The 22,984-nt window shown below is 63.6% G+C and carries 21 protein-coding genes; 8 read left to right on the forward strand and 13 right to left on the reverse strand.

Translation table 11 applies throughout. The features are described from left to right. Positions 1-9 precede the first annotated feature (9 nt). On the forward strand, positions 10-1,647 hold the full coding sequence (locus EZI54_RS11935; RefSeq protein ID WP_242674441.1) for a L,D-transpeptidase family protein: 1,638 nt from the start codon (positions 10-12) through the stop codon (positions 1,645-1,647). Between the two features lie 43 nt (positions 1,648-1,690). Here EZI54_RS11935 and EZI54_RS11940 read toward each other — a convergent pair whose 3' ends face one another. The 3 genes from EZI54_RS11940 to EZI54_RS11950 form a co-directional block, all read right to left on the reverse strand. Continuing rightward, positions 1,691-2,896: an MFS transporter gene (locus tag EZI54_RS11940; protein ID WP_131482117.1), complete on the reverse strand. Its 1,206-nt coding sequence runs from the start codon at positions 2,894-2,896 to the stop codon at positions 1,691-1,693. Positions 2,897-3,131: 235 nt separating this feature from the next. After that, positions 3,132-6,026, reverse strand: a complete 2,895-nt coding sequence (locus EZI54_RS11945) for a mechanosensitive ion channel domain-containing protein (protein ID WP_242674442.1) — start codon at positions 6,024-6,026, stop codon at positions 3,132-3,134. Positions 6,027-6,164: 138 nt separating this feature from the next. Continuing rightward, positions 6,165-6,857 carry a pseudouridine synthase gene (locus EZI54_RS11950; protein WP_131482118.1) on the reverse strand — a complete coding sequence of 231 codons (693 nt, stop codon included), beginning with the start codon at positions 6,855-6,857 and terminating at the stop codon, positions 6,165-6,167. Between the two features lie 166 nt (positions 6,858-7,023). Between EZI54_RS11950 and EZI54_RS11955 the strand changes: the two genes are divergently transcribed. Further along, on the forward strand, positions 7,024-8,229 hold the full coding sequence (locus EZI54_RS11955; RefSeq protein WP_131482119.1) for a M48 family metalloprotease: 1,206 nt from the start codon (positions 7,024-7,026) through the stop codon (positions 8,227-8,229). Positions 8,230-8,255: 26 nt separating this feature from the next. Here the strand turns inward: EZI54_RS11955 and EZI54_RS11960 are convergent, their stop codons facing one another. Genes EZI54_RS11960 through EZI54_RS11970 form a run of 3 tightly spaced genes read right to left on the reverse strand, consistent with a single transcriptional unit; the run spans position 8,256 to position 10,120 of the window. Next, positions 8,256-8,693, reverse strand: a complete 438-nt coding sequence (locus tag EZI54_RS11960) for a RidA family protein (RefSeq protein ID WP_131482120.1) — start codon at positions 8,691-8,693, stop codon at positions 8,256-8,258. Then, on the reverse strand, positions 8,690-9,616 hold the full coding sequence (locus EZI54_RS11965) for a sigma-70 family RNA polymerase sigma factor (RefSeq protein ID WP_131482121.1): 927 nt from the start codon (positions 9,614-9,616) through the stop codon (positions 8,690-8,692). The genes EZI54_RS11960 and EZI54_RS11965 overlap by 4 nt, the downstream gene beginning before the upstream one ends. 15 nt (positions 9,617-9,631) lie before the next feature. Continuing rightward, complete coding sequence (locus EZI54_RS11970; protein WP_131482122.1) at positions 9,632-10,120, reverse strand: carboxymuconolactone decarboxylase family protein; 489 nt, start codon at positions 10,118-10,120, stop codon at positions 9,632-9,634. A 152-nt stretch (positions 10,121-10,272) separates the two neighbouring features. Here EZI54_RS11970 and EZI54_RS11975 point away from each other — a divergent pair, with 152 nt between their 5' ends. Then, a complete protein-coding gene (locus EZI54_RS11975; RefSeq protein WP_131482123.1) occupies positions 10,273-10,764 on the forward strand; it encodes a GFA family protein in 492 nt (163 codons plus the stop codon). A 116-nt stretch (positions 10,765-10,880) separates the two neighbouring features. Next, positions 10,881-11,903 carry a class I fructose-bisphosphate aldolase gene (locus tag EZI54_RS11980; RefSeq protein WP_131482124.1) on the forward strand — a complete coding sequence of 341 codons (1,023 nt, stop codon included), beginning with the start codon at positions 10,881-10,883 and terminating at the stop codon, positions 11,901-11,903. A 35-nt stretch (positions 11,904-11,938) separates the two neighbouring features. Here the strand turns inward: EZI54_RS11980 and EZI54_RS11985 are convergent, their stop codons facing one another. The 3 genes from EZI54_RS11985 to EZI54_RS11995 all read right to left on the reverse strand — a co-directional run bounded on the left by EZI54_RS11985 (position 11,939) and on the right by EZI54_RS11995 (position 15,769). Next, the gene (locus EZI54_RS11985) at positions 11,939-12,514 is read right to left on the reverse strand and encodes a GNAT family N-acetyltransferase (protein ID WP_131482125.1); all 576 of its coding nucleotides are present in this window, start codon (positions 12,512-12,514) and stop codon (positions 11,939-11,941) included. A 76-nt stretch (positions 12,515-12,590) separates the two neighbouring features. Then, entirely contained in the window at positions 12,591-13,220 is a 630-nt protein-coding gene (locus tag EZI54_RS11990) for an HPP family protein (RefSeq protein ID WP_131482126.1), read from the reverse strand. 119 nt (positions 13,221-13,339) lie between these two features. Continuing rightward, positions 13,340-15,769 (reverse strand): putative bifunctional diguanylate cyclase/phosphodiesterase, encoded by a 2,430-nt coding sequence (locus EZI54_RS11995; RefSeq protein ID WP_131482127.1) that lies wholly within the window; start codon positions 15,767-15,769, stop codon positions 13,340-13,342. A gap of 242 nt (positions 15,770-16,011) precedes the next feature. On the opposite strand from EZI54_RS11995, the gene EZI54_RS12000 reads away from it, so the two are divergent. Beyond that, positions 16,012-16,278, forward strand: coding sequence for a DksA/TraR family C4-type zinc finger protein (locus EZI54_RS12000; RefSeq protein WP_131482128.1), 267 nt, complete (start codon positions 16,012-16,014; stop codon positions 16,276-16,278). A 7-nt stretch (positions 16,279-16,285) separates the two neighbouring features. Here the strand turns inward: EZI54_RS12000 and EZI54_RS12005 are convergent, their stop codons facing one another. Together EZI54_RS12005 and EZI54_RS12010 are read right to left on the reverse strand one after the other, a co-directional pair. Next, on the reverse strand, positions 16,286-17,176 hold the full coding sequence (locus EZI54_RS12005; protein WP_131482129.1) for a patatin-like phospholipase family protein: 891 nt from the start codon (positions 17,174-17,176) through the stop codon (positions 16,286-16,288). 130 nt (positions 17,177-17,306) lie between these two features. Next, entirely contained in the window at positions 17,307-18,251 is a 945-nt protein-coding gene (locus EZI54_RS12010; protein ID WP_131482130.1) for a hypothetical protein, read from the reverse strand. 288 nt (positions 18,252-18,539) lie between these two features. Here EZI54_RS12010 and EZI54_RS12015 point away from each other — a divergent pair, with 288 nt between their 5' ends. Further along, entirely contained in the window at positions 18,540-18,824 is a 285-nt protein-coding gene (locus EZI54_RS12015; protein ID WP_131482131.1) for a hypothetical protein, read from the forward strand. Positions 18,825-18,943: 119 nt separating this feature from the next. Here the strand turns inward: EZI54_RS12015 and EZI54_RS12020 are convergent, their stop codons facing one another. Continuing rightward, positions 18,944-19,543 (reverse strand): CBS domain-containing protein, encoded by a 600-nt coding sequence (locus tag EZI54_RS12020; protein ID WP_165495740.1) that lies wholly within the window; start codon positions 19,541-19,543, stop codon positions 18,944-18,946. A gap of 84 nt (positions 19,544-19,627) precedes the next feature. Continuing rightward, positions 19,628-19,939 (reverse strand): hypothetical protein, encoded by a 312-nt coding sequence (locus tag EZI54_RS12025; protein ID WP_131482133.1) that lies wholly within the window; start codon positions 19,937-19,939, stop codon positions 19,628-19,630. 351 nt (positions 19,940-20,290) lie between these two features. On the opposite strand from EZI54_RS12025, the gene codA reads away from it, so the two are divergent. Continuing rightward, positions 20,291-21,550, forward strand: a complete 1,260-nt coding sequence (codA, locus tag EZI54_RS12030; protein ID WP_131482134.1) for a cytosine deaminase — start codon at positions 20,291-20,293, stop codon at positions 21,548-21,550. A gap of 238 nt (positions 21,551-21,788) precedes the next feature. After that, positions 21,789-22,808 (forward strand): AraC family transcriptional regulator, encoded by a 1,020-nt coding sequence (locus EZI54_RS12035; protein ID WP_131482135.1) that lies wholly within the window; start codon positions 21,789-21,791, stop codon positions 22,806-22,808. Positions 22,809-22,984: the final 176 nt, after the last annotated feature.

The raw sequence follows: 22,984 nt of genomic DNA on the forward strand, positions 1-22,984 counted from the left end.
AGCGAATGAATGTTTGAAGGATTTACCAGGTGTGTGTTGGCGGTACTGATGGCCGTCGTGCTGGCCCCGCAATGTGTGGCGAGCGAACAGTTGCGCGAGCGGATCGAGGCGCTCCAGGCCGGCTATGCGGCCGCCGCTGGCGGCGAACCGCTGATTGCGACCCGCGCACTGGGCGACTTCTACGAGGCGCGGGGCTATACCCGTGCCTGGATCCGGCCTGAGCTGCAGGATGCCTGGATGAACGTGTTGGAGGGTATTGCCAGTGATGGACTGGCTCCCCGCGACTACCATGCTGAGGCCCTCGCCAGGCTGCTTGAGGACGACGGGGCATCACTGGCTCCGGAGTCACAGGCCGACCTTGACCTGTTGTTGTCCGACAGCTTCCTGCTGCTGGCGTCGCACCTGCTCGATGGCAAGGTCAATCCGGAAACGGCCGATCCCGAGTGGAAAGCCGACCGGCACGAGCGCGAGCTGTACAAGATGCTGGCCCAGGCGCTGGATAGCGGCAACCTGGTGGCGACGGTCGATGCCCTGCGTCCGTCCCAGGGCGGCTATCTGGCGTTGCGCAGCGCCCACAGCCGGCTGGCGGCCATGGCCAACATGGCTTGGCCACCGATTCCGGATGGACCATCGCTACGGGTTGGCGACAGCGATGAACGGCTGTCGGCGATCCGACAGCGCCTGCGCCTGCTGGGAGACCTGGATGCCCCGGAAGCGGGGGAGCCGGTTGCTGATAACTATGACGCCCTGCTGGAGTCCGCCATGAAGTCGTTCCAGCGTCGTCATGGCCTCGAGGACGACGGCATCATCGGGCCGGCAACCCTGGCGATGGTTAACCTGACACCGGCGCAGCGGTTGGAAATGGTGGATCTCAATATGGAACGCTGGCGCTGGCTGCCGGACACCCTGGGCCCGCGCTATATCCTGGTCAATATTGCCGCCTTTGAGCTGGAAGTCGTGCAGGACGGGCAGGTGGTGCTGGAAAAACCGGTGATCGTCGGGCAACCCTACCGCCGCACGCCGGTGTTCAGCGACCAGATTCGCTACCTGGTGTTCAACCCAACCTGGACGGTACCGGCCAAACTCATCGTCCAGGACAAACTGCCGCAGATCCTGCAGGACCCGGGTTACCTGGAGCGCCTCGGGTTCCAGGTGTACCAGGGATGGGGAACGGACCGTCGGCGGGTGGCTCCGGCTGGTGTGGACTGGACCCGGGTGTCCGCCCGTAACCTGCCGTACCAACTGGTGCAGGCGCCGGGGCCGCAGAACGCCCTGGGGCAGGTGAAGTTCATGTTTCCCAACAAATACGACGTGTATCTGCACGACACACCGTCACGGGAGCTGTTTGCCAAAAAAGCGCGAACCTTCAGTTCCGGATGCATAAGGCTGAAGGATCCGCTGGAACTGGCTGAACTGCTGTTGAAAGGAAAAGCCGGTTGGGACGACGCCCGCATACGCTCCGTCCTGGCATCCCGGGCGACCACCACGGTCCTGCTGGATCATCCGATGCCGATCCATCTCCAGTACTGGACCGCCTGGGTCGATGGGTCTGGAACGCTGCAGTTCCGGTCGGATGTCTACGGCCGCGATCCGGCGGTGCTGGCGGCATTGCACAAAGCCCGTACGCCAGGCACTGCAGCGCAATAGGCGTGGTTCAGTGGCACCGTCCGGTTCATTCGAAGACGGGCCACTAATCGGGTTCTGCGACCAGTTGCGCGCCGTTCTCGTTACGCCAGGCCATCATGAAGATGCCCAGTCCTGCAGCGGCCATCGCCGCGCCAACGTAACCGGTGGACTGCCAGCCCAGTCCGGCGGTAATCGCCATGCCGCCGAGCCAGGGGCCGAGGGCATTGGCCACGTTGAACGCAGCGTGGTGAGAGGCGGCCGCCAGCGTCTGGGCCTCGTTGGCCACGTCCATCAGACGGGTCTGCAGGGCGGGACCCAGGGCCGACATCTGCGCCACCAGGAAGCAGATCAGCAGCAGACTCCACACCGACCCCGTGGCCAGCGGAAACAGCATCAGCATGCCAATGGCCCAGATCAGCAACAGGCCGACACTGCGGAATTGCAACCGGTCGAACAGCCAGCCCCCGAGGATATTGCCGACAAAGCCGCCCAGGCCGAAGACCGCCAACGCAATGGGAATCCAGAACGGGTCTACGCCGGTGACGTTCAACAGGGTCGGCGCCAGGTAGCTGAATACGCAGAACATGCCGGCAAAGCCGATGGCGCCGATGGCCAGCGCATACCAGAGCTGCGCTCCGCGGAAGGCCCGCACCTCATGCAGCGGACGGTTGCGCGGCTCGTCCCGGTTCAGCGGCAGGAAGAAGAACACCAGCACGGCGGTCAGCGCGGCGATGCCGCCCACGAACAGATAGGCGTAGCGCCAGTTGAGGGATTGCCCCAGCACAGTCGCCAGCGGGTTGCCGATCAGCAGCGCCAGCGTCAGCCCCATCATCACCCGGCTGACCGCCTTGGCCCGCTGGTTGGCCGGCACCAGCGAGGCCGCCACCAGGGCTGCCACGCCGAAATAGGCGCCATGGGGCAGGCCGGCGATAAAGCGGAAGAGCATCAGCGAGTCATAGCCCGGCGCGAGGGCGCTGGCGATATTGCCCAGTGCATAGAAGGCCATCAGCAGGATCAGCAGATGACGGCGGAACAGTCGCGCACCGAGAATCGCCAACAGTGGCGCGCCGACGACCACGCCCAGCGCATAGGCGCTGATCAGGTGACCGACTTCGGGCTCGCTGACGCCCAGGTCGCTGGACAGGTTGGGCATCAGCCCCATGATGGCGAATTCACCGGTCCCGATACCGAAACCGCCCATGGCGAGGGCCAGTTCGATCAGCAATACCTTGAATTTTGAAAACTCATGCAGTGGCGTCTGGGCCGACATGGTGTCCCTACTGTGTCAGGAAGCCCCGCAGTGATCGCGCGGGTGGGATCAGGGGCAAAATGGAAGTGATCAGGATACGTATTATCCGTGTGAGCCGGTCGGAGCGGTATAAGCGATTCCGCGAATGCCGGGAGGTTTGGCGGTTCCCGGCATTCGCTGTACTCCATTGGGGCCATTGCCCTGCCGGGCGGTTCGGACCGCTTCGATCGTCGAAGTCTTATCCGGCCGGCCCTGGTCAGGAGTCGTTCGGCTTTGAGCCCTCAGGCGAAGTGTCCGGTCCGCTGGACATCGGATTTCCCATGCTGCCTGTCGGCTGTACCGGCGCTGCGGTACGGATGTGAATATCCCGTTGCGGGAAGGGGATTTCCACTCCGGCTTCGCGCAGGGCCCGGGTGATGGTCGAATGCAGTTCGTGGGACAGGGGCATGAAGTCCATCAGGTCGCGGACGAAGGCGCGGATCTCGAAATTGATGCTGCTGTCTCCCAGCCCCACGCAGAAGACCGCCGGTGCCGGGTCCTCCACCACGCGCTCGTTATCCAGGGTGACGCGGTAGAGAACGTCGCGCACCTTGTCGACGTCGGATCCGTAGGCCACGCCCACCCGGATGATGACCCGGGTGATCGGGTCCGACAGGGTCCAGTTGGTGAGGTCCTGGGTAACGAAGGTCTTGTTGGGGATGATCTGCTCCTTGCGGTCCCAGTCCATCAAGGTGGTGGCGCGGATGCGAATACGGGTGACCGTCCCGGTGATGCCGTCGATCGTCACGGTGTCCCCCACACGGATTGGACGTTCGAACAGCAGGATAATGCCGGAGACGAAGTTGGCGACGATTTCCTGGAGACCGAAGCCCAGGCCGACACCCAGCGCGGCCACCAGCCACTGCAGCTTCGACCACTGTACCCCGAGCACGGCCAGGGAAACGGTCACGCCGATGAAGACGATGATGTAGGTGGCCAGCGTCGTGATGGCGTAGCCGGCGCCGGGTTCGAGGTTGAGGCGGCTCAGGATCATCACTTCCAGTGTCCCCGGCAGGTTCTTGGCCGCCACGATGGTGCCCGCCACGAACAGCAGGGCCACCAGGACGTCACCCAGGGTGATCGGCAGGTCCTCGCTGTCGGCCCCGGTGCTGATGCTCCACAAGGTGACGTTATCGAACAGTTGCAGGGCCGGGATCACGTCCTTCCACATGAACCAGAGGCCGGTGGCCGCAATGGCCAGTGCCAGGATGCGCAGCAGCGACGTACTCTGCTGGCTGATGTCCTTGAGGTTCATCTCCGGCATGTCCAGGGCCGGTGGCACCCCTTCGCCGGTGGATTCGGCCGCTTCCCGGGCCTCGGCCATCCTGCGTTCGTTGGCGCGCTGTTCCAGCAGTCGCTCCAGGGTCAGGCGACGCTCCCTGACCGACAGCCCCCGCAGGCCCAGGTAGTAGAGCAGGGTGACGAACGCCAGCCAGCAGATGGAAATGAACAGGCTGCCCTCCAACTGGACGGCGGTATAGTGGTAACCCATCAACGAGGCCAGCGCCAGCAACAGCGGCGTGCCCACGGCCAGCAAGTGCAGGAGGCGCAGCGTGCGGTCGTTCGTTCGCGCATGACGTACCGCCGCCACCGAGCGGTGGGCAAAGGAAGCCAGTGCCGCCGAGGCCACCAGGAACAGGATGCGTCCCAGGCTGTCCCGATAGACTGAACCGTCGGCGGTTTCCAGGGTCGGCATAATGATGGTAATCGGGATCAGCACGGCCATCAGGATCGGGATTTCACGCCGGATAGCCTGCAGCGTCTTCGGGTTCCACTTGAAGTGCCGTTCCCCCAGCCCGGCCTGGCGGGCCACCTTGTGGACCAGGTTCAGCAACAGCATGATGAAGGCGGCCGCGCCGAAACCCTTGGAAATGGCGCCGAAGAATTCGTTGCCTTCCTTGATCAGTAGCGTCCCAAAAGACAGTAGCAGAACGCCGGGCAGCGACAGCAGCAGGCTGTAGAGCAGGGCCATCAGGGTCATGGGAAACTGGTCGCGGCCCACGTTGCCGACGTATTCGCCGCTATCGATCAGCGCCTTGCGGATGGTCCGGCGTTTGATCAGCAGGGCCACGACCGCGAGGATCAGCGCTGCCATGCGGAAGCCCCGCTCGTTGATCGAGGCACTGATCGCCGTCTTCATCGCCGACCACTGGAGCGACGACACAAACCAGGTGAGCGCCTGGTACAGCTGGCTGAAGGTGTCCTTGCCGACGACTTCGGCGCTGGGCAGCCAGAACAGGCGCTGCTGCAGCAGTTCCTGGTAGGCGTCGACCCGGTCCCGCAGTTGGGTCACGGTGCTGTAGTAATCGTCGAGGACTTCGATGTGGTCGGTGACCGCCTTGTGCAACTGGCGCAGCAGGTCGGCCCGCTTCTGGCGCAACCGCCCCCGGGCATTGTTGTCCGGGTTCATGATGGCCTCGTACTCTTCCAGGCGCAGCTGTTCTTCCCGCGCCGCGGACAACTGGTCGCGGATGCCTTCGGTCAGGCCTTCGGCGATGGTCTGGCGGCGCAGGCGGTCGAGCCGCTGGCGCAGCAGTCGGGCGTAGTCATCGGTCAGGTTCAGGCCGGCCTTTTCCAGGCGCAACTCGAAGGTCTTGTACTCGTCGTCCAGGCGCTTGAGCAGGCTGTCGGCGTAGGCGAGCCGGTCGCGGCTGCGCTCCAGCGCCCCCAAGCGATCATCGAGTGAGTTGCGCAGGGACTGGATCTGCTGGCGGATATCGGCCGTCTGGGCCGAGGGCAGCTGGCTCTGGAGCGGCTCGCCGACGTCGTCATCGATGGCCGGCTGCACCGGGTTGGGTGAGGGCTTGGGCGGCGGTTCTTCTTCCTTGGTCTGATCCTTGCCATCCTTGCCCTGGCTGTCGCCGGATGCGTCGTTCTCCTGCGAGGCGTCGGATGCTTCATCCTGTTGGGCGGCCTTGTCACCGCTTTCCTGCTTGTCCGGGTTGCCTGAAGACGATTCCTTTTCCTGGCCGGAATGGGGCAGGAGCTCGGTCAACGCCGACTGAGCGTGAGCGGTTGTCACGCTGAAACACACCAGCAGGAGCAGGCAGCGCAGCAGCCATAGCGCTGGAGAGACCTGTCGGCGAGAGAGTCGGGACTGTCTTAACATCATGAATTGGAAGCGTCCTGTGCCCGTGAGCCCCCACTAGTGTAACCAGAAAGACTCGCGGATGAGAGCCGGCTGCCATGAACAGGTTGTCAGGGAAGGATCCGGCGCAGCCGGCTGGGTAACGGGATCAAACCCGGTGCATTATCCGACGGACGCAATCTCGTGGGCACTCAGGCGGCGGAAGTCGCCGGGCGCCAGGGCCGGGTCCAGCTGGATTTCGCCCATGCGTTCGCGATGCAGGGACGCTACGCGGTTGCCGACCGCGGCGAACATCCGCTTTACCTGGTGGTAACGGCCTTCATAGATGGTCAGGCGGGCCTCGCGCCCGGCCAGCGCCTCAAGCTGTGCCGGCGAGGTGGTCAGCCGCTCGTAGGGCAGGTAGATCCCCGCAGCGAACTGCGCCGCCGTGTCCGGCGAGATGGGATGGACCGTCGTGACCCGATAAACCTTGGGGTGCTTCACGCGGGGTTCCGTCAGCCGGCGGGACCACAGGCCATCGTTGGTCAGTAGCAGCAGGCCGGTGCTGCTGCGGTCCAGCCGCCCGCCGATGTGCAGGTCCGCTCGCAGGGGCTCCGGCAACAGTTCCAGGACGGTGGGGTGCTGTGGATCCGTGGTGGCGCTCAGGTAACCGGCCGGCTTGTGCAGCATCAGGTAATGGGCCGTCCGGGACCGGAGCACGGTGCCATCCAGCGTCAGCCTGCTGAACCGCCCCACGGTAGCGGTGGGGTTGCGTTCGGTTATCCCGTCCTGGCTGACCCGGCCGCCGGCAATGGCCTGTCGGGCCGCTTTGTGGCTGCAGCCGGTGTGCTTGCTGATAAAACGGTCGAGTCTCATGACGGCGATTATGCCACGGACGGGCGGATCGTTGGTTGCATAAGCGATACATCTTTTCACAGAGGGGGCGTCGCTTATCGACTAATATCCAAAGCGATGCGCCGGCCAGGAGTCGTCGCTGTGCTGGATTTAAAAGGAAAACGAAGACACATCGAGGGATCGTTCAATGGATTTGGTGTACAAGCATGAGAAGCCGCTGTTCGTGATCGCGGCGGTCCTGTCCGGCCTGTTCTGGCTGGCACTGGTGGTGGGCACCTTTGGCATTGCGTTGCTTTACCTGCTGCTCGGCTACCTGTTTTTCCTGTTTGCCCATTCGGCATTCATTTCCCACCTGAAGGGTTCGGGGGTGCGCATCAGCGAGGCGCAGTATCCGGACCTGCACCGCAAGCTGGTGGTCAACTGCGAGAAGATCGGGCTGACAAAGGTGCCGGAGGCCTACCTGCTGCGGGCGGATTTCTTCAACGCCCTGGCAACCAAATTCCTGGGCCGGCACTTCGTCGTGCTGTTCACCGACGTGGTGGATGCACTCGACAGCCAGCCCGGTGCCATCGACTTCTACATCGGCCATGAGTTGGGGCATATCCATCGGAAACACCTGTCCTGGCGCTCATTCGTCATGCCGGCATCGATCCTGCCGGTGCTGGGAGCGGCGCTGCGGCGGGCCGAGGAATACACCTGCGACCGCTACGGGGTGGCCTGCTGCGAGTCGGAAGATGACATCAAGGCGGCGATTGCGGCGATTGCCGCCGGCGATACCCGCTGGAAAACCCTTAACGTGGACGCCTACCTGAGCCAGGTGGAAGCGACCAACGGCTTCTGGATGTCGTTCAACGAACTGACCGGCGACTATCCCTGGCTGAGTAAGCGCATGGCCGCCGCCATTGCCCTGCACCGGGGCGAAACCGTGCGCCAGCCGCGGCGCCACGGGTTTGCCTGGTTGCTGTCGCTGTTCGTGCCCCGGGTCGGTGGTGGCGCCGGAGGGTTTGCATCATTGATGATCACCGTCGCCATCATTGGCATTCTGGCGGCGGTTGCCATTCCCGCCTACAAGGATTATGTCGAGCGGGCCCGCTATCAGGATGCCTACGGCCAGTTGCAGCAGGTCCAGGGCGACGTGAGTCGGTATGTCCAGGCGAATAACGAGTGGCCGACGTCGGTGCAGGCCCTGGGTTATCCGGGGGAGGTGATTCCCGGTAACCATTATGAGGTGGATGTCTATGACGACGGCATTGTCGCCGCCAACATGGGGACGGACAGTTTTGGAGAGCCCCGCTACCTCGTGCTGGAACCCGCGGCGACCGACAGCGGCCTGCAGTGGCGTTGCTACGGCCAGAACGCCGAGGCCAAGTTCCTGCCGCCGGCCTGCCGCTGACCCCGTCCCGATGAGGCGCCTCTCCGTCAGGGAGCGGGCGCCTCGTTCGGCAGGACCGCAACCGCTTCCACCTCGAACAGCATGTCGTCCAGGGCCAGACGCGGCACCGGAATCAGTGTTTGTGCCGGTGTTGGCGCCGATCCCCAGGCTTCCCGGATCTCGTCGGCCAGAACGCCCAGCTTGTCTTCATCGTGATCCACCACCAGCGTTGTCAGTTTGGCGATGTCCGACAGCTCGCCGCCGGCGGCATTGAGGGCCACCCTGAGATTGGCCAGCGCCCAGCGGACCTGCAGGTGAAAGTCGCCGGGGAGTTCGCCGTGGACGTTCTCGCCTCCCTGGCCGGCGATGAACACCAGACGGCTGCCCGGGGCAATCACGGCGAGATGCGAATAGCCGTTCTCCGTGGGGTCGTAGAGTCCTTCCGGATTGGACAGGTGCAGTGGAGCATCGTTCTGGTGACTCATGCGGGCGACCTCCCGTTGTCGGTTTGCAGAGCGTTCCTCATGGAGTCTGGTGCGAGATGGGTCAGGTGATCCAGCTTATTCGGGTTGCGGATCACATAAATGTTGGTAATCCGGCCGTCATGCAGGGCCACCGAGGTGGCTTGAAGGATGCCATCGGCCTCCAGGGTCAGGATGCCCGGCAGGCCGTTGAGGGTGACCCGTCGGGACCAGCGGGGAGGGTAGACTTTCTTGCGCGCCAGGCCCGCGAAGAAGCGGCTGATCCGGTCTGATCCGTAGATCAGTCGCAGGGCCGCCGAGCGAATACCACCGCCATCGGTGTGCAGCACCACATGCTCGGCCAGCACCGCTCTGAGGGTCCCGGTGTCGCCGGAACGCGACGCGGTGAAGAAGGCTTCGGCCAGGCGCTCGCCCTGGTCCGGGTCGGCCTCGAAGCGGGGGCGGGCAGCCTGCACGTGGTGGCGGGCCCGTTTGGCCAGTTGGCGGCAGGCCGACTCGCTGCGATCCAGTGCTATCGCCACCTCCCTGAAATCCATCTCAAAGACGTCGTGCAGCAGGAACGCCGCCCGCTCCAGCGGCGAGAGGCGTTCCAGGGCCAGCATCAGGGCGAAGGACACGTCATGGGCCAGGTCGTTGACTGCATCCGGGCCATCGGACTCGTGCACGACGGGCTCCGGCAGCCAGGGGCCGACGTAGGTCTCACGCTGGTGCCGGGCCTCCTTCCAGCGATCCAGGCAGAGCCGGCTGACAATGGTCGACAGGTAGGTCCCCGGGCTGTCGACACCACGGGTATCCATGCCGTGCCAGCGCAGGTAGGCCTCCTGCACCACATCCTCGGCGTCGGAGACGGTGCCGAGCATGCGGTAGGCCAGGCCTTTCAGGGCGGGTCGATGGGTTTCGAAGTCAGTGGCGGATCCCTGGCTCATGGTGCGTTTCCTCGACTACGCGGTTGCTTTTGTTCGAACCGATGCCTTGGGAGTCCGGGCGCCACCGGTCGCATGAACCCGGCGGAAACCGACGGCGATCCGGTTCCAGGTGTTGATGGCGCCGATCAGAAGCGTCAGCTTGACCAGTTCTTCCTCCGTAAACTGGGCCCTGGCCTGCTCGAAGTCGGCATCCGGGGCCCCGGTATCGGCGATCCGGGTCAGTGATTCCGTCCAGGCCAGTGCGGCCCGCTCGCGATCGCTGAACAGCGGCGAATCCCGCCAGGCGGCCAGCACGTGCAGGCGTTCTTCCGTTTCGCCGGCCTCGCGGGCATCGCGGGTGTGCATGTGCAGGCAGTAGCCGCACCCGTTGATCTGGGACGCGCGAATCCGCACCAGCTCCACCAGAGCGTACTCCAAACCGCAATCGTGGAGGTAGCGTTCCAGGCCGACCATGGCGTCGATGGCTTCCGGTGCGGCGGTGAAGGGATTGAGTCGGGATTGCATGGGTGTTGCTCCTTTTCGGTTGGATTCACCGATAAGACGATTCAGCCGGACCGAATGTGACATCGACATAGAAAAACTTGCCTTTTCTCCGGGTGGCGCGTGCGTTAGCGTTAACAGGAGACCAACCATACCCTGCCAACCGGGAGAGGCCCATGAAACTCGATGGATCCTGTCACTGTGGTGCCGTTCGCTTTGCGGTGGAGTCCGCGCATCCCTATCCGTTCAATCTCTGTTACTGCACGATCTGCCGCAAAACCGGCGGGGGCGGTGGTTACGCCATCAACCTGGGTGCCGACTACAACACCCTGAGGGTCTGGGGCGAGGAAAACATTACGGTTTACCATGCCCGTATGGCAGACGCCGAGACCGGAACCATCGGGGAAAGCTCGGGCCAGCGCCACTTCTGCAAGGTCTGTGGCAGTGCCCTGTGGCTGTACGATCCGAACTGGCCGGACCTGGTCCATCCCATGGCCTCGGCGATTGATACCGAGCTGCCCGAGGCGCCGGAACGCACCCATCTGATGGTGGCGTTCAAGCCGGAGTGGGTACCCCTCAAACCGGGGCCGCGGGACCGGGTTTTTGACGAATACCCGGACGAATCCCTGGCGGAATGGCACCAGAGACTGGGGCTGGAGGATCGCTGATGCCGGTAACGCCGGTATCCGGATGACGGGAGAATTACCGCTGTGTTGGAACGCTTGCCCCACCGGTTCAAATGGGCAAGTATCGAAAGATTCGTGGACACAAGGAGGGTTTCACCATGTCGAGTAGCGCTGAGCTGCAGAAAACCATTGAAGACATGATCGATGCCGAGCGTGGCATTCTTGCCGCCGACGAGAGCACCGGCACCATGACCAAACGCCTGGCGGCCGTGGGCGTCGACTCCACCGAAGAGAACCGGCGCTGGTATCGCACCATGCTGCTGTCCACGCCCGATGTCGGCAAGTACATCAGCGGCGTGATTTTCTATGAGGAAACCCTGGGCCAGAAAGACGACAACGGCACGCCGCTGGCGGAGTTGGCCGCCTCCCAGGGCATCGTGCCCGGCATCAAGGTCGACAAGGGCAAGGGCGAGCTGCCGGGCGCTCCCGGTGACATGATCACCTATGGCCTGGACGGCCTCGCCGAACGCCTGGATGGCTACAAGGCCCAGGGCGCGCGCTTTGCCAAGTGGCGTGAGGTCTACCCCATCACCGACCATAACCCGACCGCACTGGGGCTGACGGCCAATGCGGAAATGCTGGCGCGCTATGCGGCCGTTTGCCAGGCCGCCGGCATCGTCCCCATCGTCGAGCCGGAAGTGCTGATCGACGGCAATCACAGCATGGAACGGGCGGCCGAGGTGAACGAGCAGGTCTGGCACGCGGTGTTCCATGCCCTGCACCAGCATGGCGTGGTGCTGGAACACATGATCCTCAAGCCCAGCATGGTCACGCCCGGCAAGGATCGCGGACCGGCTGCGCCGGAGGAGGTAGCGGAGATGACGCTGCGTATCCTGCGCCGGACCGTGCCGGCGGCCGTGCCCAGCATCAACTTCCTGTCCGGCGGACAGACCCCGGAGCAGGCCACGGCCAACCTGAACGCCCTGAACCAGCTGCGCGACAGGGCGCCGTGGCAGCTGAGCATGTCCTATGGCCGGGCTTTGCAGGAGCATGCGATGCAGGCGTGGGGCGGGGATCCCGCCAACCGCGAGAAAGCACAGCAGGCCTTCTTCAAGCGTGCCCGCCTGAACAGCCTGGCGCGGCAGGGACAGTATCAGGCCCAGCAGGAACAGGCCGCCTGAGCCCTGCCGGGACCGGCGGCTTACAGGGCCGCCGGTCAGACGCGCTTTGTCAGCAGAAAGACCTTGCCCGTGTAGGGATAACACGGGTGAGGCACCACCTCCCGCGACTCCACAATCCGGTACTCCAGGCGCTGGTAAAGCTGCATGGCGCCTGGACTCTGCTCGAACACTTCCACACTGGCGAGGTCACAGCCCTTCGCGTGGGCCCACTCCGGTACCCGTTCCATCAGGGCCGTGCCGATACCCTGGCCACGAAAGGCCGGATAGGTGGCCAGCATGTTGATGTAGTAGGAGCCCGGCACGCACTGTTCCAGTTCCACCAGCGGACGGATGAAATCCGGCAGGTCTTCCAGGTCCTCGGCGGCGTCGGCATCGGGCAGGCGGTAGCCCAGTAGCATGCCCATGACTCGCCCTTCGCCCACTGCGAGATGGGCATTCCTGTAGGAAAAGTTCTGGCCGGGGCTGGCGGCTCGCTCGGCACCGTATTCCAGACTGCTCTGATCCGGGCGGCGCGCCAGGTCCCAGAAATGGGCGGGAATCCCTTCACCGGCCATCAGGGCGAGTTCGGCTATGGCAAGGCCGTGGTCGGGCGTAGCGCTGATTATGTCCATATCGGCGATTCCTGCGCAGCGGGCTTACCCTTGTTATAGCCCGCTCCGGGCCGTCGGGCCAGATGGTGCCGGTGACTCAGGGGGAAGGATTGGGGGTTGCGACCGGGACGTCGTCGGGGCGGCTGCTCCAGAATGGGTAGGGCAGGCCCGCCAGGCGGTTGAGGGTGAAGGCCTGCAACAGGAGCATGGTGACGCCCGCCATGAGTACCGGCAGTTGATCCAGTCCGGGCATCAGTCCCAGGGAAACAATCAGCGCCGTGGCACCGGCGGGCGGGTGCGGCACGCGCAGCCATACCATGGCAAAGCCGGTGGCACCCAGGGAAACGGCGGCGGCGCCCACGCGGGCCGGATCGACTCCGGTGGCCATCGCCGACGGAGCATCGGCGATGCCAAACAGGTGCAGGCTGGCGTAGCCCATCAGTGCACCGATCAGGTGGCCGCACAACGTATTGCGTGGGGACGCCGGGGCGGCCATCGGGACGTGGAACAGGATAAACGCCGTGGCGCCCAGGGACGGAAAGATGAATGCCTGCTGGGTGATCAGGGCGACAAAGGCGATCAGCGCAATGCTGACCGTCCCGTTGAGGAAACTGAAACCTGCCATGACCGCCCGGTGGCTGTAGCGTGCGGTCAGCCGTTCCAGGTGCAGTGCCCGTAGCACGCCGGACACCAGTTGCCAGCGCAGTCGTTCGTTGCGGATCCCCATTGATCATGCCTGAGTAAAAAAGGGCCGCAACCATATGCCCTGGTTTGGTGCAAAATCAAGTCGGAAGCCGGGATTCAGTTGACCCGAATCATGACATGCCGGGGGCAGAATGGTCCGGGCTATCGAACCTGTTCGCTCATGGATGGCTCGCCGTCCGGATTCGGGCGGGAACCGGAATAGAGCAGTTCCCGGAAGCGACACGGATGATGCAGGCCGAATCCCTGCAGGTAATCCACGCCCACCTCCCTGAGCAGCTCGGCTGCGGCGGCGCCCTCGACGCATTCGGCGACGGTCAGCTTGTCCAGCGTGCGGCCGATGTCGTGGATGGCCCGCACCATGGCCAGGTCGTTCCGGTCACGGGTGATGTTCCGGACGAACGAGCCATCGATCTTGAGGCAGTCTACCGGCAACTGCCGGAGATAGCCGAACGACGACAGGCCCGTGCCGAAATCGTCCAGCGCAAAGGTACAGCCCAGTTGCTGCAACCGCGTCATGAACGCCCGCACATCGAGCAGGTTATGTACGGCGGCGGTCTCGGTAATCTCGAAACAGAGTTTGCTGCCCGGCACATTATGGGCGTTGAGCTCGTCGAGGATAAAGTCGGCCAGGTCCGGATGATCGAGCGTGCGCCCCGACAGGTTGATGTGGCAGGCGTCGAGCGCGTCCAGGTGCTGGCGGGCCCGGGCCAACTGCCCGATCACTTCGCTGATGACCCATCGATCGATCTTGTGGACGACGCCAAAGCGCTCCGCGGCGGGCAGGAAAGCGGCGGGCGAGACCGTTTCCCCCTGCTCGTTGGTCAGCCGTATCAGCACCTCATAGCGCAGGCCCTGGCGATTGTCTGCGGCTGGCAATATCCGCTGTGCGTCGAGATAGAAGCGGTTTTCGTTCAAGGCGGCCTGAATCCGGTTGATCCAGGCCATTTCGCCACGCTGCAGGTGTAATTGGCGGTCGTCGGAGGAGGACACGTAAACCCGGTTGCGACCGCCTTCCTTGGCCATATAACAGGCGATGTCCACCGAACGCAGCAGTTCCACGACATCCGGCGCCCCGGCGGAGATCGGGACCACGCCGATGCTGGCGCCGACGCTGTGGGTCTCTCCCTCCCAGGTGAAGGCGATGGAGGTCAGCGCCTGGCGGAGTTTTTCCGTTACGCCGGCGGCCGTCTCCAGGGGGCAGTTCTGCAGGATCAGGCCGAACTCGTCGCCGCCCAGGCGGGCCAGGATGTCTCCCTCCCGCAGGCGCGATTCGGCGAGCCTGGCCACGTCTCTGAGCAATTGGTCGCCTGCCGCATGACCGGAGGTATCGTTGACGACCTTGAACTGGTCCAGATCGAGGAAGCACAGGGCATGTTCGGAGCGTTCCGCCCGGGCGCGGCCGAGTGTCTTCGCCAGGCGGTGTTCGAACTCACGCCGGTTGAACAGGCCGGTCAGGGCGTCGTGGGTGGCCTGATAGCTCAGCTCCGAGGCCAGTCGGCGGGACTCGGAGATATCTTCCAGCATCACCACGAAATAGGTGGCCTCGCCGGCCCGCCGGTTCACCATCGAAACCGTGAGCCGGGCCCACAGGTGTTCGCCGCTGCCCTTCTGCAGCCGCTGTTCCAGTGTGTAGCTGTCCATCCGACCCCGCAGCAGGGCCCGATGCGGCCCGGCATCCATGGGTAGGTCCTCGGGATGGATGCGCTCCATGAATGGGGTATGCAGCAGGCGATCGTCCGGTGTGTCGAGGATCTGGCAGGCTGCCTGGTTGGCGTCGATTACGATCCCCCGGGAATCGATCTGGAGGATGCCCACCGCGCTCTGCTCGAATATGGAGCGGAACTTCTGCTCGCTACGTTGCTGGATCTGCGCCAACCGGGCACCCAGGCGCCAGGCCACCAGCGCCAGCAGGATCAGTAGCACCGCGCTCACCACGGACAGGGCGGTCGTGGTCCAGCGTGCCGCTTCGCCCATGTCCACCCGGAACCGGCGGGCATAGACCTGCAGTTCCTGGTTGACCTCATCCAGTCGTGCCTGGACCGTACGGATCTGGTCTGTGTCTGGGCTGGACGAGGCCCACATCCCGGCGAGCGACTGGGCGATCCGGTTGAGCTCGAGCAGGTATGGATCCGTATCGCGCCAGGCTTCGACGGCTTTATGGAAGACCCCGAGGTCGGCAAAGTAGCGGAACAGCCTGATCATGCCGGCGAGGTCGTCGGGGTGGTTGTCGCCCCGCAACATGCCCTGGCGGGCGGCCTCGTAGTTCAGCGGGCGCTCTTCCATGGCGAGACGGGCGTCCATATCGCCCAGTGGGATATCCAGCCACTGGCGTGCGAGACGCAGGTCTTCCGGCCGGCCATGGGCGGCGTAGGCGTCCAGGTAGGAGACCGCCGTCAACTGGGCCCGCGACCAGATACCGTTGCCGCCGACATAGCCGGCAATGGCGGACTGGATCTGCACCGCGGAAATCGTAAAGCCGACCGCCGTGACCAGCAGAATGATCAGGCAGGTCACCAGTCCAGCCGTTTTCAATCGATGGGGCCGTCTGCCACGGACAGACGTAGATGCCATTCAGGCCTCCTTGCATAACGACGATGCGGTCAAACACCCCGGCATCCCTGCGCAGTCAAGGGCAGGATCGAACCCGTTCAGGTGCAGTACGACCCTGTGCCCGAACTTGTACTAGAACTGTAGTCCCAAATGACAAGGATTGCGGCGTTCTTGACACAAGTTGACAGTTGGCGCCGGGTCTGTGGTCATTGCCCGCGACGCGTTATGATAGAGGCATCTGCAAGCCAGCCGGGAGAAACGTTATGGCCGGAGGATGGGCGCGAGACGGCGCCGTTCAGGATCAGATCGACAGCACGGTGGAAGAGGCACTGGAGCGGGCGCGCCGCCAGTTGCCCGAGGGCGAGAGCCTGACCCATTGTGAAGAGTGTGAGGCCGAGATCCCGCCGGCCCGGCGTGAAGCGTTGCCGGGCGTGCGCCTCTGTGTCCAGTGCCAGGCCGAGCACGACCGGAACGAACGCCCGGTGGCCGGCTACAATCGGCGCGGCAGCAAGGACAGCCAACTGCGGTAGGTGCTTCCTAACAGGCCTGGGCCAGGTTTTTTTCCTGGCCGGATTCCCGGAGATAGACGCTGCCGGCGCGCATGCCCTGCTGATAGCCCTGGTCCAGTTTGGCCGGGTCGGTGGTCAGGCGTTCCACCGGAAATTCATCCGGCGGTGCGATCACCCGGACGCGGCAGTCGTCGGGTGGATGGTCGATGAAGTCCAACGTCGCGTTATAGCGGTACGGACGGGTTCGGATCGCCTCGTAGAGTGCCGGGTGGGCACCGAAGAGAGGTCGCATCAGGCCGGGAAAGCGTCCCGGCTTCTTGCGGAATCCACGCGGCTTGGACAGGACCACGGTGATGTCCCGTGCCCCCTGCTCGTAGGCCCAGCGCACCGGGATCGAATCGGCGATTCCGCCGTCGGTCATCGGCTCACCGTCGATCCGGGGGAAATCCCGGAAGGCCACCGGAATCGAGCAGGAGGCGGTGAAGACATCGTGCAGGTTGTCCCGGTCAATCCGATAGTAGCGGGGCTCGCCGCTGTTGATGGCGGTCGTGCCCACCCACAGTGGAATCGCCTGCCGGTGGAACCGCTCGAGATTGAGCCAGACCTCGGAAAAGGACTGCTGCCAGAGCCAGCGCACGTCGCACAGGTGGCCGCCGCGCAGGAATCGTCGCCAGTTGATGAATTCCGGCCGGCAGGCGTGATCGGTGATCACCCGGTAATTGCGGCCGAAATCGCCGGCCAGGTAGCCAATCAGGTTGGTCGAGCCCGCCGAGACGCCAACGGTGAAATCCCAGGGAACATGATCGTTGGCCAGGAAGGCATCGAGCACACCCGCGGCAAAAATGCCGCGCATGGCCCCACCTTCGACAACCAACGCTTGCCTGGAGGGCGTTTCACTGGATACCGCGTTCTCAGCCATGGGCTTCTCCTTGCCTGGGTGACGATCGCTATCATGCTAACGATTGGAAAGGCTCGTAGAAAATCGGCAATGGCTATGGCTGTGATGGATTTTCTACCCGGCGGATGACCGAGATCAACGGTTGGAGCCGTCAGAGAATTTCCACGCCTTCGCACTTGTAGTGACCGAGAAAGGTATCCTCCTGCAGGACATGGCCGTCCAGATCGAAGCAGAACAGATAGGTTTCGGTATGGTCGCCGATTTCAACACTCTTCAGGCCGATGCATTCATTCGCCCGCCCGGGCACCAGTTTGAAGGAAGACACCCCACGCTCGGGAACGCGCTCACCCACGGTCAGCGTGCGGATATCCTCGAAATCCTCGTCGGCAATGATCAGCGTATTGCTGCCTTTCTCCCGCTCGTCCACCGGCTCATCGAATGGCTCATGGGAGATCTTGCGGGGGAAGAACAGCCATTCACGGCGTTCCGGGTGCCACTCCGCCGCCTCGTGGATGACATAGCCGTCTTCGCCAACGCCCAGGGCATCACGAATCCGCCGGTAACGAGCCTGCCAGTCGAGGCTTTCGAGCCGATAGTCCCGATCCAGTTGCTTGACCCATTCCTCGGCGGGTTTCTTGCCGTGACTGCCGACGACCAGGCTGTCGTCCTTGAGCGTCGCCCATTCGCTCTTGAAACCCTTGAAGCATTCGTCGCCGCTGCCGGTCATCAGGATCTGGCGGGGCACCAACTGGTTGCCGTTGCGGATCTCGCACACCAGCCCCGTGCGGTCGTCGAAGGTCAGCAGGCGTTCGCCGAACATGACCAGTTCGGAGAATTCCGCGCCGCGGCCGCCTTCGGCAATCAGGCTGATCAGTCGGTGTTCGCCCCCGGCTTCCGGCGCGATCTCTTCCAACTGGTAGCTGTCGCCGCGCCGGTGCAACCGGTCATAACGTAACGTTGCCTGCCAGGCTACCTGGCCATCCTCCAGTTCCACCTGGGTGTCGTGATCCTCATCGGTGATGATCACGAGGGTATAGGTGTCCCGGTCGGCGGAATAGCGGTTGAGCCGCTGTTGATCGGCTGGCTGTGCGGACATGCGTCGGTTCACCTCCTGGTCGGATCGTGGGGTGGACAGCATTTTCCACACTGGCGCGGTCGCTCGCGGGCGTCAAATTAAGGGATTGTCAGGATGACCCCGGAGGCGAGCAAAGTGATCAGGCTGCCTGAGCGAGCGAGAGGTCGCAAGCCGCCTCGACCCGCCGGACGGCGTTTGGCAGGCCGGCCCGTCGATTGATAAAACCCGGTGATAGGAGCAATCTGTACCTATGAAGACCGCCCGGCGAGAACGCCCGGTCAGTGACGAACCTCCGAGGAGGTGAGCATCATGAACAGGTCTAAACAGTCCGTCGACAAGAGAACCGAGTCAACGGGCCGGCAGATGCCGGAATTCTATATGCCGGCCATGCCACCGGTGGCCCTGACTGAGGAAATGGATCACTGGTATCGACTATGGCGTAGGCGTCGCCACCTCCGCCAGTTGCTGGTGCTGGACGATGCTGCGCTCGAGGCGCTGGGTTTGAAGCGCGAGGATCTTGAGTGGGCCACTCACCGGCCCTGGCGGGAAGACGCTTTCGAAGCGTTGCGTGAGCGCCGGGAACACGCGCACTGAAACGTGTCCCGGCCGTTGCTCCCGCTTATCCACGCCTGCATGAAACGCAGGTGGCCGGCGGCGACCATGGCTGGGTGTATCGCCGCCGGAACGGTCCGCGGGTAGGGGTGGTCAGCGAATCACTCGAAGTGACCGTGAACCGCGTTGACGATGTCCGAGAAGGACCGGGCGCGGGCGCCGCTGTCCAGGGCAATATGCAGGCGGCGGGCCACCAGGCTGGCCGAAATCAGACCACACAGGCAGGTGCTGCCGGGGTTCTCGGAATCGTCCTCGAAGACCAGGAAATGGTCCGTGTTGGCCCGGTTGAACGTTTCCACCACATCGCCGATACGCATATCGTGCAGGTTGCGGATGTGGATGCTCGGGAACTCGCTGGCCGGACGCATGATGTCCCTCACATGGACTTCTTCGACGCCGACACTCATGGCGTGGGCCTTGGACATGGCTTTCTTGCCCAGGATGTCCTTCAGCGAAATGATTCCCACAAACTCGCCCCTCCGGTTGACGACCAGTTTCAGCGGGACATCCGCGGTCTTCATCATGATCCGCGCCTCGGGGATGGGGGTATCGGCACTGATGGTGGCCGGGCGCTTCTTGCGGAAGTCCCGCATCACCGCCGTGGCCGGATCATCCGGTGTCAGCTCGGGGGACAGGTTCGGCTCCACAATACGCTGGTTGCCAATCACTTCGCTGGTGGGTAATGCACGGTAATTCATCATAAAGCAGATACTCTCAGCTTGATTTCGTTGGGTGTCCGGCAGGCGCGGGAACGGCGCCATAAGCCGGTAACGGCAATCACGGAATCAGTGCTGAGCAGGAGGACCCTGGGGTTGGACCGGGTAGTAGACTTCCCTGGCCTGTTTGGCGGGTTGCGGCGTGTTTCCCGCCAGTTGCTGCAAGCCAACCAGCGCTATGACGCCAGTCGTGAGGATAAAAACGAAAAAGTCGCCTGGGGACGGGCCATCGTCGGCCAGATCGCCGGTCATATCCATGCTGAAACCGCTGACCACCGCCTGATCCACCGCCAGGTTGGACGGATGGGACAGGGTACTGCCGATGGCGAAAAGCGATATCGCCAGAACGATCAGTATGCGTGTGACTGCGGAGTTCAGCATTGCGTCTACCTTGTGGCCGACTGCATGGAGACCTGGAAACGATACCCTGTTTTCAGGTTCTACTTTAAGTATAGGGGCGAACCCCCGGGTTTAAACAGCGTAGATTTACTTATTTTGTAATAGTTTATATCTATAAGTGACAATCAATCGGGTGCAGGTGCCCCAGGGTGCACCGGTTGTGAGTGGCAGCCGGCCTGACTGGCATTCTGTCCCCTGTCGTGCAGGTTGCACAATCTTTGTTGCGCCGACCATGCTTGTCCCCATCGCCGTCAGTATGGGCGGTGCGGCCGCCATCAACCGGGCGTTCGGCAGGTTCGTCAATGGCGGCATCCACCTCTCTGGAGACATGATATGACCTCACAAGCAAGTGCCATTACCCATGCCCGGTTGCCGGGGCAGACCGGCCTGTTCCGGCTGCCGATCACCGGCGGCCGGTTTGGGACGCCACAGGCACTGGAGCCGTCGGCGCCGGTGGCAGAGGGGGAACTGGATGCCGGCGGCAACCTGGTGACGCCACCGTTCGTCGAGCCCCATATCCACCTGGACGCGGCCCTGACGGCCGGTGAGCCGCGCTGGAACCGCAGCGGGACGCTGTTCGAGGGGATCGAGTGCTGGGCCGAGCGCAAGCCGATGCTGTCCAGCGACGACGTCATCCGACGGGCTGAAGACACCCTGCGCCTGTTCGCCGCCCACGGCATCCAGTATGTCCGGACCCATGTGGACGTCACCGACCCCTCGCTGGTGGCCCTGGAGGCCATGGTGGACGTGCGCGAGCGGGTGCGCGAGTTCGTCGACCTGCAGATCGTGGCCTTTCCCCAGGAAGGCATCCTGTCGTTCCCAGGCGGTCGTGACCTGATGGGCAGGGCATTGGAAATCGGTGCGGATGTGGTTGGCGGTATCCCGCATTTCGAACATACCCGGGACTATGGCGCGGAATCGGTGCGTTTCCTGATGGACCTGGCCGAACGTCACGACCGGCTGGTGGATGTCCACTGCGACGAGATCGACGACCCGGCCTCGCGCTTCCTCGAGGTGCTCGCTGCCGAAGCCCTGGCCCGGGACTACGGAAGCCGGGTGACGGCCAGCCACACCTGTGCCATGCACTCCTACAACGACGCGTATTGCAGCCGGCTGTTCCGGTTACTGACCCGGGCCGACCTCCGTCTTGTGGCACTGCCCACGGAAAACCTTCACCTGCAGGGCCGCTTTGACGGCTACCCCAAGCGTCGCGGGATTACCCGGGTTCCGGAACTGCTGGACGCCGGACTCAAGGTGGCGATGGGGCAGGACTCGATCCGTGACCCGTGGTACCCGATGGGCAACGGCAACCTGCTGCGCACCCTGGATGTCGGACTCCACGCCTGCCACATGCTGGGTATGGACCGGATCGAGACGGCGCTGGAGTTGATCACCGACAACGGGGCCGCCGTGCTCAACCTGCCGGAGTACGGCATAAAGGCGGGGCTGCCGGCCCGTTGCGTCGTGCTGAACGGGGCGACACCGTATGATGTCCTGCGCAACCAGTCGCCGGTCCTGGCCTCAATCCGGGATGGGCGGGTGCTGGTGGAGCGGGAACCCACCCCACTGACGGTCAGCGGCTGGCCCACCTGACGTGGTCGACCGTTCACGTTGGCCGGTTGTCATATCCGGCCAACCTGTACAAAGTGTGACCGGTTGGCAGAAAGCCATGGTGTGACGCTTCCTATACTCCGGAAATCTCCCCGCGGTCTGTACCGGCACAAGTGACCGGTGCATTGGAGACGTTCTTCTGGGCGACAGGGAAAATCGCCAGCAGTCAGAGGCTCGAGAACAGCAACCCTCTACATGTCTGACTCAGGGATGAAACGCGATGCAACCATCCAACCGCATGGCCTATAACGTGCCAATCGTCTCGATGCGCTATGCGCGCCGTTTTGTGCGCTTCATGGAGAGCAAGGGTATTGGCCGGCAGGCGCTGCTGAAGGAGAGCGGCGTTGATCCGGCCCAGCTCGCCAACCCGGATGCGTTCCTGTCGATGAACCAGGTTATCGGGATCCTCAACCAGGCCGAATGGCTGATCCAGGATGAACGCACGCCCTTTGAGTTTGGCCAGCAACTGGATTTTCCGGCCCATGGCCTGCTCGGCTATGCGCTCCTGGGACAGCAGGAGCAGGATCAGCGCAAGCTGGTGAGTATGATCGTCCAGTACCTGCGGGTGGGCCTGCCGGTGATGGAGATGGAGTTGAGTTCCACCGGCACCAGCCTCTGCATTCGACTGCGGGACAACTGGGACCTGGGGGATCTACGGGCCTTCATGGCCAAGATCTACATGGGCAGCATCCACGCGTTGGCGTCGCAGGTCTGTCGTGACTTTCGCTTTGAATTCGATTTTCCGACTGCCCTCAGTCCCCGCTGCTGGCAGACGCTGGCCCGCGGTGCCGAAATGCAGTTCGGCAGTCGTTTCAACCAGGTCACCATGCCGCTCACCGGTCGACCGGTGGCCGACGGGGAGCGGAACCTGGCCTATTCTCTGGCGCGGGCCCGCTCGCGGGAGGAAATGGAGCCGGACTCCGTGCGTGAGATCGTCACCCGCGTCCGTGAGCGCCTGATGAACCATCCGGGGCGCGGCGGCGACCTGGATACCGTGGCTGCCGACCTGGGTATGAGCCCACGTTCGCTGCGCCACCACCTGGCCCTGGCGGGGACCTCGTTTCGTGACATCCGCAACGACATCCGCCGGACCTACGCCAACCGCTACCTCACTGAAACCGACCTGCCGCTGGAGGTGATTGCGGACAGGATGGGATTCAGCGATCAGGCCAGTTTCACGCGCGCTTTCCGGCGCTGGACCGGTCAGACTCCGGGCGAAGTGCGCCGCCGCCGTCGCTGAACCCTGCTTCCCGGAATTTGATCCACTTCACGATTCCAGCGAATCGCCCGCGCGCTTTCCTTTTTTGTCAACGTTCTTGCCGTTTCTGGCAATGACCGCCCGGGGACCCAACCCGCCTAATAACCGTGATGCACTGTGCCCGAAGCGGGCCGTGCGAATAGCCCCGGCTGCTTTCA

The organism is Marinobacter halodurans, from assembly GCF_004327985.1.
Classification (GTDB): domain Bacteria; phylum Pseudomonadota; class Gammaproteobacteria; order Pseudomonadales; family Oleiphilaceae; genus Marinobacter_A; species Marinobacter_A halodurans.

Excerpts from the sequence above, each read along its gene's own strand:
- EZI54_RS12010 (WP_131482130.1), bottom strand. The coding sequence starts at position 18,251 with ATGTCCGCACAGCCAGCCGATCAACAGCGGCTCAACCGCTATTCCGCC.
- EZI54_RS11955 (WP_131482119.1), top strand. The coding sequence starts at position 7,024 with ATGGATTTGGTGTACAAGCATGAGAAGCCGCTGTTCGTGATCGCGGCG.
- EZI54_RS12025 (WP_131482133.1), bottom strand. The coding sequence starts at position 19,939 with ATGCTGAACTCCGCAGTCACACGCATACTGATCGTTCTGGCGATATCG.
- EZI54_RS12000 (WP_131482128.1), top strand. The coding sequence starts at position 16,012 with ATGGCCGGAGGATGGGCGCGAGACGGCGCCGTTCAGGATCAGATCGAC.
- EZI54_RS11985 (WP_131482125.1), bottom strand. The coding sequence starts at position 12,514 with ATGGACATAATCAGCGCTACGCCCGACCACGGCCTTGCCATAGCCGAA.
- EZI54_RS11945 (WP_242674442.1), bottom strand. The coding sequence starts at position 6,026 with ATGATGTTAAGACAGTCCCGACTCTCTCGCCGACAGGTCTCTCCAGCG.
- EZI54_RS11995 (WP_131482127.1), bottom strand. The coding sequence starts at position 15,769 with ATGGCATCTACGTCTGTCCGTGGCAGACGGCCCCATCGATTGAAAACG.
- EZI54_RS11965 (WP_131482121.1), bottom strand. The coding sequence starts at position 9,616 with ATGAGCCAGGGATCCGCCACTGACTTCGAAACCCATCGACCCGCCCTG.
- EZI54_RS11940 (WP_131482117.1), bottom strand. The coding sequence starts at position 2,896 with ATGTCGGCCCAGACGCCACTGCATGAGTTTTCAAAATTCAAGGTATTG.
- EZI54_RS11980 (WP_131482124.1), top strand. The coding sequence starts at position 10,881 with ATGTCGAGTAGCGCTGAGCTGCAGAAAACCATTGAAGACATGATCGAT.
- EZI54_RS12020 (WP_165495740.1), bottom strand. The coding sequence starts at position 19,543 with ATGATGAATTACCGTGCATTACCCACCAGCGAAGTGATTGGCAACCAG.
- codA (WP_131482134.1), top strand. The coding sequence starts at position 20,291 with ATGACCTCACAAGCAAGTGCCATTACCCATGCCCGGTTGCCGGGGCAG.
- EZI54_RS11970 (WP_131482122.1), bottom strand. The coding sequence starts at position 10,120 with ATGCAATCCCGACTCAATCCCTTCACCGCCGCACCGGAAGCCATCGAC.
- EZI54_RS12015 (WP_131482131.1), top strand. The coding sequence starts at position 18,540 with ATGAACAGGTCTAAACAGTCCGTCGACAAGAGAACCGAGTCAACGGGC.
- EZI54_RS12005 (WP_131482129.1), bottom strand. The coding sequence starts at position 17,176 with ATGGCTGAGAACGCGGTATCCAGTGAAACGCCCTCCAGGCAAGCGTTG.
- EZI54_RS12035 (WP_131482135.1), top strand. The coding sequence starts at position 21,789 with ATGCAACCATCCAACCGCATGGCCTATAACGTGCCAATCGTCTCGATG.
- EZI54_RS11990 (WP_131482126.1), bottom strand. The coding sequence starts at position 13,220 with ATGGGGATCCGCAACGAACGACTGCGCTGGCAACTGGTGTCCGGCGTG.
- EZI54_RS11950 (WP_131482118.1), bottom strand. The coding sequence starts at position 6,857 with ATGAGACTCGACCGTTTTATCAGCAAGCACACCGGCTGCAGCCACAAA.
- EZI54_RS11975 (WP_131482123.1), top strand. The coding sequence starts at position 10,273 with ATGAAACTCGATGGATCCTGTCACTGTGGTGCCGTTCGCTTTGCGGTG.
- EZI54_RS11960 (WP_131482120.1), bottom strand. The coding sequence starts at position 8,693 with ATGAGTCACCAGAACGATGCTCCACTGCACCTGTCCAATCCGGAAGGA.
- EZI54_RS11935 (WP_242674441.1), top strand. The coding sequence starts at position 10 with ATGTTTGAAGGATTTACCAGGTGTGTGTTGGCGGTACTGATGGCCGTC.